Raw genomic sequence first — 14,983 nt, 5'->3', positions numbered from 1 at the left:
CTGGAGGAAATGCAATGCCAACCGGTGCCATTACTGAATATATGGATGTCGCGCAAGTCACGCTGTACGTCTTCTGGTTCTTCTTTGCAGGCCTAGTCTATTACCTCCACCGCGAAAACAAGCGGGAGGGGTACCCATTGGAATCTGATCGTTCCCCCTACATCACGGTCCAGGGCTTCCCGCCCGCGCCGGGTCCCAAGCAATTCCTGACCGCTGACGGCGGCGCCATCATCATCGCCAACGGCAACCCCGACACCCGTGAAGTCCATGCCAAGCCGGCCAACAAGTTCCCCGGTTCCCCGCTGGAGCCCACCGGCAACCCCATGATCGACGGTGTTGGCCCCGCCTCCTGGGCACAGCGCGCCGACGAGCCCGACGTCACCATGGACGGCACGCCCCGTATCGTCCCCATGCGCGTCACCAGCCACGGCTTCGGTGTGCCCTCCCGTGACCCCGATCCCCGCGGCATGCCCGTCTATGCGGCCGACGGCAAGGTGGCCGGTACCGTGCGCGACATCTGGGTGGACCGCTCCGAAGCCATGCCCCGTTACCTGGAAGTGGAAGTCAATTCCGATATCGCCAGCCGTACCGTGCTGGTGCCGATGTTCCTTGCCAAGGTGGCCCGTGCCGCCAAGGCCAAGGCTGGTGCCGGCCTGGGTGAACGCATGATCGACGGTCGTCCCTTCGAGGTTCGCGTGGTATCCGTGATGTCCCATCACTTTGCCGACGCCCCTGTGATCCGTAACGCCGAGTCCGTTACCCGCCTGGAAGAAGACCGCATCATGGCCTACTTCGGCGGTGGTCACTTCTATGCCTCCAAGGAACGCAGGGAAGCCTTCCTGTGAGTCACGACGACCACGCTCCTGAACCGATCCGTGGTCTGCCCGAGCTCCCCCCCGAGGGGGAGCACATACTGTGGCAAGGCGCCCCCCTGTGGGGCGCCCTCGCCCGGCGGGCCTTTCATGTCAGAAAGGTCATGGTCTATCTGGGTATCTTTCTTGCCGCCCGGGGCAGCTACAGCCTGATGCAAGGGGCCTCCATTCCGGAGGCACTGGGTTCCATTGCCCTGGTCTTTACCCTGTCCGTGACCGCGGTAGCCCTGCTCTACCTGCTGGCGTGGCTGATGGCGCGAGCCACGGTCTATACCATCACGAATCGTCGTATCGTCATCCGCTTCGGGGTTGCCATCCAGCTGTCGGTAAACCTCCCTTACCGGGTAATCCAGTCGGCTTCACTCAAGGCTTATTCCGACGGGACGGGTGATATTTCTCTGGTACTGGAACCATCGGAACGGGTGTCCTACCTGATCATGTGGCCCCATGTTCGCCCCTGGCGTCTGCTCACCCCTCAGCCCATGATGCGTTGCATACCCGATGCCAAGCGTGTCGCCGAGCTGCTGGGCAAGGCAATCCATGGTGAATATGTGCCGGCGGATCCCACTGCCAGACCGGAGCTGACGGGCATGCTGTCCGGTTCCGCACGCAGTACCGTTACCAACCAGACTTCAAACCAGACTGCATCATGAGCAAGAATCCGGCGAGCCATCGATCCAGAAAGACGCTGGTACTCACCGGAGTGTGCGTCCTGGTGGTGGTGCTGGGAGTCGGGGTGTACTACCTCGGCGCCAGCGCCACCGCCACCAGGTCGGCCCCTCTCCAGGCAGAGCTCACCGACTCAAGCGAGTCCCGGGGCGCTGCGATACAAACCCTGAATCTGCGTACCGAAGACCGTCCCGGCGGCTACCTGGCCGTTCTGGATGCTTCCAACGATCAGGTGCTTCAGGTGCTCAGCCCCGCTGAAGGCGGATTCATGCGCACCGTTGTCCGCATCATCGCCCTTGATCGCCGTACCGAGGCGGAAAAGCGTGATCCCTCGCCCCTGCGCCTGACACGATGGTCCAACGGCAGCCTGACCCTTGAGGATCCCGCCACCGGCCTGCGCTACGAACTCAATGCCTTCGGCTCCACCAACGCCGCCGCATTCGGCAAGCTTCTGGACGCTGCCAGGGATTCCTGACCACAGCAGCCCTTGCTGCGCGCAAGGCCGCGAAACCGGGTAAACTGAATCCGTGACACAGTTCGGCCTGCCAATTCTCTACGTGGTCTTCCTCTGGTGGTTCAGCACCGGGGCGATCATCTATCTGGACGGACTCCCCCGTCATACCTATCGCTGGAGCATGCTCGGCGCCACCCTCCTCGGTGCCGTGGCCCTGTACGGCCTGGCTGCCACCAGTCAGGATGTTTCCGTAGCCGGGGCCTATATCGCCTTCACCTGCGCCATCCTGATCTGGGGCTGGGTGGAAATGAGCTTCCTCATGGGGCTGATCACAGGCTCCCGACGCACCCGCTGCCCGGACAATGCCCGCGGCCGGCGACGGTTCCTCTATGCCACCCAAGCCATCATCCACCACGAGTTGGCACTGCTGGTCAGTGCCGCCGCCATTCTATGGGTGACCTGGGGGAGCCCCAATCAGATGGGCCTGTACACCTTCCTCATTCTCTGGGTCATGCGCACCAGCACCAAGCTGAATGTCTTTCTGGGTGTGCGTAATCTCAACGAAGAATGGCTGCCGGATCACCTGCGCTATCTGGAGAGTTACTTCCGCAAGCGCCCCATGAATCTGCTGTTCCCTGTTTCAGTCACCGTGTCCACGGTGGTTGCGGTTCTACTGGTTCAGACTGCCATGAGCCCCGAAGTCTCCGCACACCAGGCCACCATGGCAACATTTCTGGCCATCCTGATGATTCTGGCTATCCTGGAACATTGGTTTCTGGTGCTGCCCATGCCCTCGCAGGCGCTGTGGAACTGGGCACTACGCTCCCGTCAGCCTGAGCCCTGCTTTCGCCCAATCCGACCCAACATCCCGGTGGCCAATGACCCTGACAAGGAGTCTCCAGGGACTGGTCTTGCTGCCGGCCCGAGTCGTTTTCGCTCCTGAACCTGCTCAACATCCATGACAGCGCACGCACATATCCCAGGTACCATCGGCCCCAACTCCATCACCCGTATGGCCCAGGCACTGACCCGCCAGCAAGGGGATTCCGTCACTGTGCGGATCTTCGAAACTGCCGGGCTGGCCCATTATCTATCCGAACCGCCCACCCGGATGGTGGACGAAAAAGGTGTTACCGCCTTGCATCGAGTCATGCGGGAAACCCTCACCCCCGAGGACGCACGGTCGGTATCCCGTGAAGCGGGGCATCTGACCGCCGAGTATCTGCTGGCCAACCGTATCCCCAAACCCGTTCAGACACTGCTCAGGCTACTGCCCGCCAAACCGGCGAGTCGCATCCTGCTCGCCGCCATTTCACGCAATGCCTGGACCTTTACCGGCAGCGGCCGCTTCCAGGTCGACCACGGCCGGACCCTGGAACTGCGTATTACCGGTGGCCCCATCTGCAAGGAAATCCAGAGCCATGAGCCGGTCTGTGATTACTACGCGGCAACCTTTGAACATCTTTTCCAATCACTGGTCCACAAAAACACCGTCGTTCGGGAAACGGCCTGCTGCGCCATGGGTGCGCCCGATTGTCTGTTTGTCGTAACCTGGGACCTTTGATACTGCGGTCTTTGGATAATTCATGGCCTCCAAGATGCCTCTGCTCAACGCCACCACCCTGCGCGAACGAGCCAAGCAGATCCTGCGGGATCACAGTTTTGACAGCACCCTGTTCGCTCTGAAACGAGGTGACCTGGATGTTGAGACGCTCTTGGAGGAACTGCATATCTACCATGCCGAACTGCGCATTCAGCAGGAGGCATTATTGGAGAGCCAGGAAGCAGCGGAACTGGCCCTGAGCCGATTCAGCCGCCTCTATCAGGAACTGCCGCTGCCGGTCCTGCGGATCGACTGGGCCGGCTTTCTGCAGGACGCCAACAGTGCGGCTCACCGGTGTCTGGCACTCAACCGAAGACTGTTTACCCAGCTATCAGAGGCAAAGCACAGAAGTTTCCTGGAAAACGCCCTGGAAAGGGCACGCCATGATGGGCGGGCAGACTGCCAGGCCGTGCGCCTCCGGCGAACCGACGGCCGCCCCCTGATCGCCGATGTTGCGCTGATTCGCCTGCCGGAACCGGATGGTGCCAAGCCCGGTTTCATCTGCAGTATCGTGGACCAGACCCTGCTCATACAGCAGCGTGATGCTCTGCTGGAATCCTATGCCCGCCTGCAGGAGAGTGAGGACAATTATCGCATCCTGGCGGCCTTTTCCCCTGATTGGGATTTCTGGCTCGGTCATGATGGGGAGTTTCGCTATATTTCTCCGGCCTGTGCGCGCATCACCGGCTACAGCTCGGAAGACTTCATGAATGATTCCGGACTGATGGAGCGTATCATCCACCCGGATGACCTGCCCCGCTACCAGACACACAGGAGCGCCGCGGACAAAGCACCCAATACCCCGCTGCAGTTTCGCATCCTGACCCAGGGAGGCGAGACCCGCTGGGTCGAGCATGTCTGTAATCCGGTGCTGGACGCCCACGGTCAGTTCATGGGTTATCGGGGTATCAACAGGGACATCACCGACCGGCAGAAGGCGCAGGCCTCCCTGGAGCATCAACTGCGCTTCCAGGCCATGCTGGCCAATATTTCGTCCCTGTTCGTGAACACCCGCATTGAACACCTCGACCCAGCCGTGGTGGAAGCGCTGCAACAGATCGGGCATTTTTTCCAGGCGGACCGATGCCGCATCCTGGAATATTCCGCAGATCGAAATGCCCTGGAACTCACCCATCACTGGTCCGGCCTGGCAGGCGATGAGCACGGCCCCGGTCCGGCGCAACAACTGCACGCCACCCAACTGCCCTGGACCACCCAGCGCATGCGTGCCCGCGACGTATTGCTGCTGGAAAAAGGTCCCGGGCAACCTCCCGAGTTTGCCCGGGAACATCGACTGCTGAGCCCTGACAACGCCCGCTCGGTCCGGCTGGTGCCCATGATCAGCGACGGTGAAATCCTTGGCGTGCTCCTGCTTGAAACCTTCGGACAGCTGCCGGACCACCACTGGCAAGAACAGCCCGACCAGATGCGGGTCGTATCGGAAAATCTGGCCGGCATGATCATCCGCTGTCGTGCCCAGCAGGAGCTCCAGGAAAGCGAGGCACGCTATCGTCATATCTGTGCCGTCACCAGTGACATCGCCTATTCGTGCCGAAAAAATGATCAGGGTGAGCTGCACATCGACTGGATCACTGACTCCATCCAGTCCATGACCGGATATGGCACGGCAGACATCCATGCCAGAGGTTTCTGGGGATTCCTGGTCATGGATGAGGACCAGGCGGTCTTCAAGCGGGAAATCCTTGAGCTTGAGCCCGGCCGGGCTTCCTGCTGTGAATTGCGCCTGCGCAGCAAAATCGGCCCGCCCCGCTGGGTGCGGGCCACCACGGAATGCATCCAATCACCACATGAACCTGAGCGCCTCCATCTGTACGGCGGACTGGTCGATATCACCGAGCAAAACCGGCAACAGAGTCGCATCCAGCGCCTGGCGCTGGTGGTGGAGCAAAGCCCCAGTATCGTGCTGATTACCGATCGGGAAGCCCGGATCGAATACATCAACGCCCGTTTCAGTCAGCTGACCGGTTTCAGTCGTGACGAAATCCAGGGGCATCCCCTTGCGCTGATCCATCCGGATGAACCTTCAGCAACGGCCCCCAGCCTTGATGACATCCTGCATGACCTGTCCGCAGGCAGGATCTGGAGCGGGGAACTGTCCGTTCGCAAGAAATCAGGGGAGCGTTTCTGGGAACAGGCGGCATTAACGCCACTGAAAAATGCCCAGGGGGAGATCACCCATTTCGTGAAGATGTCCGAAGACCTCAGTGATCGCAAGGCCCTGTCGGAGCAGCTCAGCTACCTGGCTCACTATGACCCGCTCACCGGCTTGCCCAAGCGGTCCGTGATGAGAGAGTGCATTCAGCAGGCCATGATCAAGGTCCGACACAACAGGCATCATTTGGCCATCTTCTCCATCGATGTCGATGACCTCAAGCGCGTCAATGATTCCCTGGGACATGCCGCCGGGGATGAATTGCTTCGAATTCTATCCGGGCGACTCAAGGGACTGCTCGGCAAGGAAGACAGCCTGGCAAGGCTGGGGGGAGACCATTTCCTGTTGCTCAAGGCGCATATGGCACAGACCCAGGATGCCCTGCATCTGGCTGAGCGCATCAATCAGCTGATGGAACAACCTCTGAACATCCATGACCAGTCTCTGGTGGTCACCGCCAGCACCGGCATCGCCCTCTTCCCGGGGGATGCGGATACCGTGGACGAACTCATGCGCCGGGGCGATGCCGCCCTGCACCGCAGCAAGAACGACGGCGGGGAACGCGCCTACTGTTTCTTCACCCCCAGCATGGACAAGCAACTCAAGGAACAATTTCAGCTGGAGCAGGCCTTGCGCCGGGGCCTGGAACGCGATGAGTTCCTGCTGCATTTTCAACCACGGGTCGACATGACCACCGGCCGGATCCAGAGCCTTGAAGCGCTGGTACGCTGGCTTCACCCGGAACAAGGGCTGCTGCCTCCCAGCCGTTTCATACCGGCAGCGGAAAGCAGCGGTCTCATCCTCAGTCTTGGACCCCTGGTACTACGCAAGGCGTGTGAACAAATCCGGCGCTGGCGCGAAGCCGGCATTCCCATCGTGCCCGTTGCCATCAATCTGACCACGCAGGAACTCTACAAGCAGGAACTGGTTGCCGATATCCGTGCAACGATGTCGCATTACCAGGTCGACCCCGGCTTGCTGGAGTTCGAGATTACCGAAAGCACTGCCATGCGCTCCATGGATGACGCGAAGGTCATCCTGTCGGAATTGAAAGCGGTCGGATTTACCTTGTCCCTGGATGATTTCGGGACGGGCTACGCCTCCATGAGCTATCTGAGCAACCTGCCAGTCCATGGGCTGAAGATCGATCAGTCCTTCATTGCGGGGCTGGAGCGGGACCCGTCACGACGCAGGCAAGCCGCAGCCATCGTCGATGCCATGATCGGGCTGGGCCTCAATCTGGGTCTGGATGTCGTCGCGGAAGGAGTGGAAACCCCGGCGCAACGGGATTTTCTCATCAGCCACCGCTGTACACGAGGGCAAGGCTTCCTGTTCAGTCACCCACAGCCGGAAGACATCATCGGTGGTCTGCTCAAAGAGGGAACAACCATAAACCACTCGATCCCGGATCACTCCCGCCCATAGAGCGTCATCATGTGCCGAAGGTGTCCGGCCAGGGTGTCGGGCACTTGGTCCCAGGAGAAACGCCAGCGCCAGTTACCCTCCTGGGTGCCGGGGGTGTTCATGCGATGACAACCATCCAGTTCCAGTACGTCCTGCATCGGCAGGACGGCCAGGCGCGCCACCGAGGCCAGCGCACTGCGTACCAGGGGCCATGGCATGGACTCATCGGGATACCCAAGATATTCCCTCACCCGGGACTGCAGCGCCGCGTCACAGCCGGCGTACCAGCCCAGCGTCGTGTCGTTATCGTGAGTACCCGTATACACCACCGAGTTTTCCTCGTGATGATGGGGCAGATAGGGATTGGCAGCACCGCCTTCAAAGGCAAACTGCAGGATCTTCATCCCCGGCAAGCCGTTCTGATCCCTCAAGGCCTCCACCTCGGGGGTGATCACGCCAAGATCCTCCGCCACCAAAGGCAACGTACCGAACCGTTCCCGCAGGGTGTCGAACAGGGCCTTGCCCGGCGCCGGCACCCAATGACCGTTGATCGCGGTCTCCTCGTCGGCCGGAATCGACCAGTAGGCCTCAAACCCCCGGAAATGATCGATGCGAATCAGGTCAACCATTTCCAGGGCGGCACTGATGCGCTCAATCCACCACTGGAACCCTTCAGTCGCCATGTTCCGCCAGTGATAGTGAGGATTTCCCCAGCGCTGCCCCGTGGCCGAAAAATAGTCAGGGGGCACGCCGGCCACACAGTTGGGAAGCCCCTGTGCGTCCAGATCAAAGAGCCGGCGATGGGTCCAAACATCAGCACTGTCGCTGGCCACGAAGATGGGCATGTCCCCGAACAGCAGAATCCCTCTGCGGTTGGCGTGCTGCTTCACTGCCCGAAGCTGGCCATAGAACAGGAATTGCTCAAAACGGTATTGTTCCAGCACCCTTTCAAGCCGTTGCCTGGCCGTCTCCAGGGCCTTATCCTCCCGGTCACGCAAGGGCACGGGCCATTCCCACCAAGGCGCCTGCCCCTGCTCGGCCTTCAGACCCAGATAAAGCACATAGTCTTCCAGCCAGTACGCATGATGTGACTTGAACGCGGCAAATCCGGCCCGTTCATCGGGGTCGGCATGGGCCTCAAAACCCACCCTGGCCTCCTGCAGCGCAGGGCAGCCATAGGGATTTCTCAGCCCCTGTTCCCGATACTTGGAGGATGCTTCGGACAACCAGCCCCGATGGTGCAATTCATCCAGGCAGATCAGACCGGTATGGCCGGCATGGACCGACATGCACTGATAGGGCGATCCGCCGGCATGCGGCTGATTCAGGGGCAGAACCTGCCAGACAGTCACACCACAGGCCTCAAGAAACTCGATGAACCGATGGGCTTCATGCCCCAGAGTGCCCTGCTCGGCGGTTCCTGGAAGCGAAGTGGGGTGCAGCAGTATGCCGGCACGGCGCCGGTCCAGAAATGACCGGGCTTCAGGAACGGTTTCGGACACGTTGCCTCCGTCCATTGTGACTGACTCCAGCCGGCGGCACGGAAGTGCCTGGACCGACAACAGGAGAACCTTGAACCATCTTCATACGGTTTTCTGACCGGTCCGCATGACGCCGCCTGCGACCGGTTCCCCGCTACCCCGGCTCACGGCATGCGACAAGTAACCAGGGGGAGGAGCGCCCATGAGCAAGTACAGGCGGGTCAGGTGCTGGCGATAGAGACGCTCGAACAGACCCACCGCTGACGAAGGATTATAGTCACCGAACCACCAGCACCAGTCAGAGCCCTCACAGACCGCCAGCTGATCAAGCACGGCGGCTTCTTCAGCCGGCGTCAACCGGCCCTCCGCCAAGACCCGATCCACCTGGACCTTGGCATCGATCAGCATGTCCCAACCCCGATTCTTGTCCGCGGATCCGATCCAGGTTTCGAAGTTACCATAGACCCAGCTACCGGCCACCACCCGCGACAATGCCGACAAGGGCGGTCCTCCCTCATCAAGGGCTTCGCTGAAGGTCGTGAGTTCGATGGCCGGATGATCCACCAACCTGGGGTACAGGGCGGAAAGAAAGTAGAAGGCATTGTTGGGATAGTATTCCCAGGCATTTTCGCCATCGAGAATGACGGACACCACCGGCGTCGGATCACCGGGCCGACGGGTACGGGCCAACTGCTCGGCGATCTGCTCCAGCTGATGAATGAAGTCGGCAACGGCATCATCGCCATGCCAGTCCGCGTAACGAAAGCCGATGGAATCGGACAGACCATCATCCCGGAAAAAAACCGCCAAGGATTCGGCATCATAGCGATAGGGACGATACAGCCAGGAGCGACTCGCTGCCGGGGGCTGCGGCCCGGACGATGCGCGCAGGGAATTCACCAGCACCCCTTCACCGGAAGCTGCCCATCGGATACCTTCCTGTGCTAATAACCGCAGGGTTGCATCGCTGACTCCACCTTCCGAAGGCCAGCAGCCGGCAGGCCGCAGACCGAAATGTTCCTCGAACACGGCCATGCCACGGGCAACATGCCAGCGTACCCGCTCATCCCCACCCGGATAGAATGGCGCCTCGGGCAGTGCCGTTTCCGGGACCGCTTCCCGCGCGGATGTCAGGTCCAGCAACAGCGGCATGATGGGATGGGCATACGGAGTGAAAGACAACTCCACCTGCCCCGTATGGGCCAGGCGCCGATAGCGGGCAATCACTTCCCCCAACAGTTCGCCGATGACTTCCATCAGCATCCGGCGCTGCCCGGGGGTAAAATTCCGCCCCTGCTTCATCAAGGGTTCGATACGGGGATCGGAACGGCGCACCGTTTCCCCCATCCACATCAGGTGATACCAGGTCACCAGGTCAAAAAAATACTGATCCCCCAGATAGATCGCGGCATCCGGCTGCTGACGCAGCCAGGGCAACATGTCGGCCAGCATTCGATAATCCGGATTGGGCTCGATCAGACGCTTGCGATTGGCCCGCGTGCAAGCTTCGGCCAACTGCATGCGCTCGGTGGCACCGGCAGGAGCCGACTGTGCCCCCAGCAAGGCCAGTACCGGGTCGGAGATGGGTTTGCCCTGCTGCAGAAAGGCAGCCACCTGAACGGCATAATCCCTGATCTGCTCCAGCAGCACCGGGGCAAAATTGACCACGGCCCGAGCGCCGGGCGTCGCTTCAAGGTGAGCGGCCATATCCACATAGTCCTTGATGGCATGCAGATAGGTCCAGGGCAAGGCGTAACGCCCCGTGCCTGCCTCGCGATACTCGGGCTGGTGCATGTGCCAGCACAGCACCAGCCTGAGAGCCACGGGGTCCTTCCGGAGGGAATCAGCGGGCATAGCGGGTGATATTACCGAGCATTTCAGGTGTCACCACGGTCACGCCGCCTTGGGAGACATGGAAGTGTTTGGCATCTTCTGCCGGGTCTTCGCCGACCACCATGCCTTCGGGAATCCGACAACCCTTGTCGATCACGGCCTTGTGAATCCGGCAATAACGCCCGATCTCCACATCGGGCAGGACCACGGAGTTGGTAACCTGGCTGTAGGAATTGACGATCACGTTGGAAAACAGCAGAGAATGCCGCACCTGAGCTCCCGAAATGATGCACCCCCCCGACACCATGGAATCCACGGCCATGCCGCGGCGATCATCATCATCGAACACGAACTTGGCCGGCGGTAGCTGCTCCTGATAGGTCCATATCGGCCAGTCCATATCGTAGAGGTTCAGTTCCGGCGTCACACCGATCAGTTCCAGATTGGCCTGCCAGTAGGAATCGATGGTGCCCACGTCGCGCCAATAGGCTTGAGAGCCGGTCTGCACGTCCCGGAAGGGGTACGCCATCACCCGGTAGGACTTGATCACATTGGGGATGATGTCCTTGCCGAAATCGTGGCTGGAGCCGGGCGTGTCCGCATCCTTGATCAGTTGCTCGAACAGGAAGCGAGTGTTGAAGACATAGATCCCCATGGAGGCCAGGGCCTTGTCCGGATTGTCGGGAATGCTCTGGGGTTGCGACGGCTTTTCCGCAAACCGGCGCACCCGACCATCCCCGTCCACCGCCATCACGCCGAATCCCTTGGCGGTTTCCAGATCCACCTCCAGGCACCCTACGGTCATGTCGGCACCGGATTCGACGTGGTAGGCAATCATGTCGCCATAGTCCATCTTGTAGATGTGGTCACCAGCCAGGATCAGCACATAGCTGGGATTATGGTCACGGATGATGTCCAGATTCTGGTAGACCGCATCCGCCGTACCCTCGTACCAGGAGGTCTCGATACGCTGCTGGGCCGGCAGCAGTTCCACGAACTCACCGAATTCGCCGCGCAAAAACCCCCAGCCACGCTGAATATGCTGAATCAGGGAATGGGACTTGTACTGAGTGAGTACCGCCACCTGACGGATCCCGGAATTGATACAGTTGGAAAGCGGAAAGTCGATAATGCGGAACTTGCCGCCGAAGGGCACCGCCGGCTTGGCCCGCCAGAGGGTCAGCTGCTTGAGGCGGGAACCGCGCCCACCGGCGAGGATCAATGCCAAGGTGTCACGGGTGATACGACTGACGAAGCGTTGAGATTGTGGTTTCATGCTGACTTTCCCGGACCCGGGTGAATGGGGGACTCGGTCATGGCGCCCATGCTAAGGTCTGACTCGGACAAGTACCTTTGACCCTCAAATGACCCACTTATCATAGTGCGCTGTCCCTGTTTCGAATCTATTACATCATTTCTACAGCCACGGAAAGTGCCGCCACATTGCCGCACCAGCCACGGAACGTCCCATGCCTACATCGTACAACGAACACCTCAAGCGTATCCTTGACTCACGGCATCACGACCCTTTTGCCTTTCTGGGCCGTCACATGGAAGCGGGCCAGTGCGTGGTGCGTGCCTTGCTGCCCTTCGCCCGTGAAGCCGGCATCGTGGAACTCGACGCCCCCATGAAGCCCGTCGGCAAACAGGGGCTGTTCGAGTGGCGCGGCCCCCGCGACGCCCTGCCCTCACACTATCGCATACGATGGAGTGATGGTCATGACCACGAGCAGATTGCCTACGACCCCTACTGTTTCGCCCCCCAGGTGCCGGACTTCGACATCCACCTGTTCAACGAAGGGCGCCACTGGCACGCCTACCGATTCCTGGGCGCCCATCTTCATGAAGTAGACGGCATTCAGGGCGTCCGGTTCGCGGTCTGGGCACCCGCCGCGGAACGGGTGTCCGTGGTCGGCGACTTCAACCGCTGGGACGGCCGCTGCCATCCCATGCGGGTACGCGGCGGCAGCGGGGTGTGGGAGCTGTTCATCCCCGGCATGGCGCCCGGCGCCCTCTACAAGTACGAGATCCGCAACCGCGACACCGACGCCATCCTGCTCAAGGCCGACCCTTACGGTCAACGCTTCGAACTGCGTCCGCGCACTGCGGCGGTGGTAAGCCACCCCAGCCGCTTCCAGTGGTCCGACCAAGCCTGGCTGGCGAATCGCGGCAGCGAGGCCTGGTTGCATCGTCCCATGTCCGTCTACGAAGTGCATCTGGGCTCCTGGCGCCGGGATGCAGACGGCCAGTTCCTCAATTATCGGGAACTGGCCCGTGAGCTGGTGGCCTATGTCACCCGCATGGGGTTCACCCACGTGGAACTGCTGCCGATCACCGAACACCCCTATGACGGCTCCTGGGGCTATCAGACCACCGGCTACTATGCCCCCACCAGCCGCTTCGGCGAACCGGATGACTTCCGCTATTTCGTCAACCTCTGTCACGAACACGACATCGGTGTGCTGTTGGACTGGGCGCCGGGACACTTCCCCAAGGATGCCCACGGGCTGGCCCGCTTCGACGGCAGCGCCCTGTACGAACATGAAGACCCGCGCCTGGGCGAGCACCGGGACTGGGGCACTCTGATCTTCAACTACGGCCGCAACGAGGTGAAAAACTTCCTCGTCTCCAGCGCCATGTATTGGGTGGAGGAATTCCACATCGACGGCCTGCGGGTGGACGCCGTGGCCTCCATGCTCTACCTGGACTACTCCCGGGAACCGGGCGAGTGGGTACCCAACAAGTTCGGCGGCAACGAAAACCTGGAGGCCATCGAGTTCCTGCGTGAACTGAACAGTAATGTCCAGGGTCGCCATCCCGGTGCCCTGATCATCGCCGAGGAATCCACCTCCTGGCCTCAGGTCACCCGCCCCACCTGGCTGGGAGGGCTGGGCTTTGCCATGAAATGGAACATGGGCTGGATGAACGACACCCTGGACTACTTCAACAAGGATCCCATCCACCGCCACTACCACCACGACCGGCTCACCTTCGGCCTGCTCTACGCCTTCACCGAAAATTTCGTGCTGCCCTTCTCCCATGACGAAGTGGTCCACGGTAAACGCTCCCTGCTCTACCGCATGCCCGGTGATGAATGGCAGCGCTTTGCCAACCTGCGCCTGCTCTACACCCTCATGTGGAGCTACCCGGGCAAGAAACTGCTGTTCATGGGCTGCGAGATCGGCCAGGGCAACGAATGGGATGCCGCCCAGGAAATGGAATGGCACCTGCTCCAGTACCCCTTCCACGAAGGTGTTCAGCGCCTGGTCGCCGACCTCAACCATCTCTACCGGGAACAACCCGCGCTGCACCACCTCGACTTCGAATGGCAGGGCTTTGACTGGATCGACTGTCACGACGCCGCTCAGTCGGTCCTGAGCTACCTGCGCAAGACCGAGGACGGCAACCAGTTTATCCTGAGCGTCCTGAACTTCACCCCGATACCTCGGGAAGGCTATCGCATCGGCGTACCGGCACCCGGCCGCTACCGGGAAATCTTCAACTCCGACTCCCACTACTACGGCGGCGGCAACCTGGGCAACCTGGAAGTGGAGGCCGAAGACATCCCCTGGATGGGAAAACCTTACTCCGTGGTGCTGACCCTGCCCCCGCTGGCAGGCATCCTGCTCCAACCGATTGCCGGCTGAGGCCTCGCTACCGCCTCTGGTGACAAGCCGGAACCCTGGAGTATACTTTCAACCCCATGGGGCGGTAGCTCAGTTGGGAGAGCGCAGCAATCGCACTGCTGAGGTCGTGGGTTCGATTCCCATCCGCTCCACCAGTCAAACGAAAAGGCCCGTCCGTTTCAGCAAAAGTTACGGCCGGGCCTTTTTTCGTTCCCACGCTGCCTCCCACAATCCTGCAAATGCTTGTCCTGCCTGCCCACCTCACCAGAGCGGGAGCATCAGCGCATAACTGGAACTGACCGTGATTGCTGATCACTTAACCGACATCACCCAATTCGACGCCGACCTCTGGAAGATGGCCGACGACCTGCGCGCCAATTCCGGGCTGGCGTCGAATGAATACTTCATGCCCATCATGGGCCTGTTGTTTCTGCGCCAGGCCACCAACCGGTACTACGAGGCACTGGCTGCCATCAAGGCGGATCAGGAAGCCGGCAAGATGCCGGATCGGCCACTGGTCGAGGCGGACTTCACCCGCCGCCGGGCAATGATGCTGCCTGAAGCTGCCCGCTACGACGTCATTCTGGACCAGCCCAAGGACGGCAACCTCGGCGCGGCGCTAACCGCCGCCATGGAAGCCGTCGAGGAGCACTTCCCGCCCCTGGCCGGCCAATTGCCCAAGGACTACGAACGCTTCGAGGAGGAACTGCTCGAAAGCATGATGCGCAAGTTTGACACCGAGGCGCTGCGCACGGCCTCGGGCGACGTCTTCGGCCGCATCTACGAATACTTCCTGGCCGAGTTCTCCAAGCAGGGCGCCCACGACAATGGCGAGTTCTTCACCCCCCCGTCCATCGTCCAGACCCTG

Annotated in this window: 11 protein-coding genes and 1 tRNA gene; 9 read left to right on the top strand and 3 right to left on the bottom strand. The window is 60.9% G+C overall.

Annotated elements, in window-relative coordinates:
- The first annotated feature begins 14 nt into the window (after positions 1–14).
- From puhA to LQ956_RS03310, 6 genes are read left to right on the top strand one after another with little or no spacing between them, the layout of a single operon-like run.
- A complete protein-coding gene (gene puhA, locus LQ956_RS03335) occupies positions 15–845 on the top strand; it encodes a photosynthetic reaction center subunit H (RefSeq protein WP_238623253.1) in 831 nt (276 codons plus the stop codon).
- A complete protein-coding gene (gene puhB / locus LQ956_RS03330; RefSeq protein WP_238623252.1) occupies positions 842–1,525 on the top strand; it encodes a photosynthetic complex putative assembly protein PuhB in 684 nt (227 codons plus the stop codon). Before puhA ends, puhB begins: the two co-directional genes overlap by 4 nt.
- The gene (puhC, locus tag LQ956_RS03325; RefSeq protein WP_238623251.1) at positions 1,522–2,016 is read left to right on the top strand and encodes a photosynthetic complex assembly protein PuhC; all 495 of its coding nucleotides are present in this window, start codon (positions 1,522–1,524) and stop codon (positions 2,014–2,016) included. Before puhB ends, puhC begins: the two co-directional genes overlap by 4 nt.
- A gap of 52 nt (positions 2,017–2,068) precedes the next feature.
- Positions 2,069–2,938 carry a putative photosynthetic complex assembly protein PuhE gene (gene puhE / locus LQ956_RS03320; RefSeq protein WP_238623250.1) on the top strand — a complete coding sequence of 290 codons (870 nt, stop codon included), beginning with the start codon at positions 2,069–2,071 and terminating at the stop codon, positions 2,936–2,938.
- 15 nt (positions 2,939–2,953) lie between these two features.
- Complete coding sequence (gene bchJ / locus LQ956_RS03315) at positions 2,954–3,559, top strand: bacteriochlorophyll 4-vinyl reductase (RefSeq protein ID WP_238623249.1); 606 nt, start codon at positions 2,954–2,956, stop codon at positions 3,557–3,559.
- A 22-nt stretch (positions 3,560–3,581) separates the two neighbouring features.
- The gene (locus LQ956_RS03310; RefSeq protein WP_238629483.1) at positions 3,582–7,196 is read left to right on the top strand and encodes an EAL domain-containing protein; all 3,615 of its coding nucleotides are present in this window, start codon (positions 3,582–3,584) and stop codon (positions 7,194–7,196) included.
- On the opposite strand, the gene malQ is transcribed toward LQ956_RS03310, so the two are convergent.
- From malQ to glgC, 3 genes are all read right to left on the bottom strand, one after another.
- Positions 7,181–8,692, bottom strand: coding sequence for a 4-alpha-glucanotransferase (gene malQ / locus LQ956_RS03305; RefSeq protein WP_238623484.1), 1,512 nt, complete (start codon positions 8,690–8,692; stop codon positions 7,181–7,183). The two genes, LQ956_RS03310 and malQ, sit on opposite strands and share 16 nt — an antisense overlap.
- A 66-nt stretch (positions 8,693–8,758) precedes the next feature.
- On the bottom strand, positions 8,759–10,510 hold the full coding sequence (locus LQ956_RS03300) for a glycoside hydrolase family 57 protein (RefSeq protein WP_238623483.1): 1,752 nt from the start codon (positions 10,508–10,510) through the stop codon (positions 8,759–8,761).
- Complete coding sequence (gene glgC, locus LQ956_RS03295) at positions 10,500–11,765, bottom strand: glucose-1-phosphate adenylyltransferase (protein ID WP_238623482.1); 1,266 nt, start codon at positions 11,763–11,765, stop codon at positions 10,500–10,502. The genes LQ956_RS03300 and glgC overlap by 11 nt, the downstream gene beginning before the upstream one ends.
- A 193-nt stretch (positions 11,766–11,958) precedes the next feature.
- Here glgC and glgB point away from each other — a divergent pair, with 193 nt between their 5' ends.
- The 3 genes from glgB to LQ956_RS03280 all read left to right on the top strand — a co-directional run.
- Entirely contained in the window at positions 11,959–14,136 is a 2,178-nt protein-coding gene (gene glgB, locus LQ956_RS03290; protein ID WP_238629482.1) for a 1,4-alpha-glucan branching protein GlgB, read from the top strand.
- 58 nt (positions 14,137–14,194) lie between these two features.
- Positions 14,195–14,270 (top strand) — tRNA-Ala (locus tag LQ956_RS03285).
- Between the two features lie 146 nt (positions 14,271–14,416).
- Positions 14,417–14,983 (top strand): type I restriction-modification system subunit M N-terminal domain-containing protein (locus tag LQ956_RS03280; protein WP_238629481.1); only part of this gene is annotated, 567 nt, incomplete at its 3' end.

The sequence above is a fragment of the Ectothiorhodospira lacustris genome, from assembly GCF_022227845.1.
Classification (GTDB): domain Bacteria; phylum Pseudomonadota; class Gammaproteobacteria; order Ectothiorhodospirales; family Ectothiorhodospiraceae; genus Ectothiorhodospira; species Ectothiorhodospira lacustris.
Note: the sequence above shows the minus strand (reverse complement) of the source record. Positions and strands in the feature narration are given on the sequence as shown.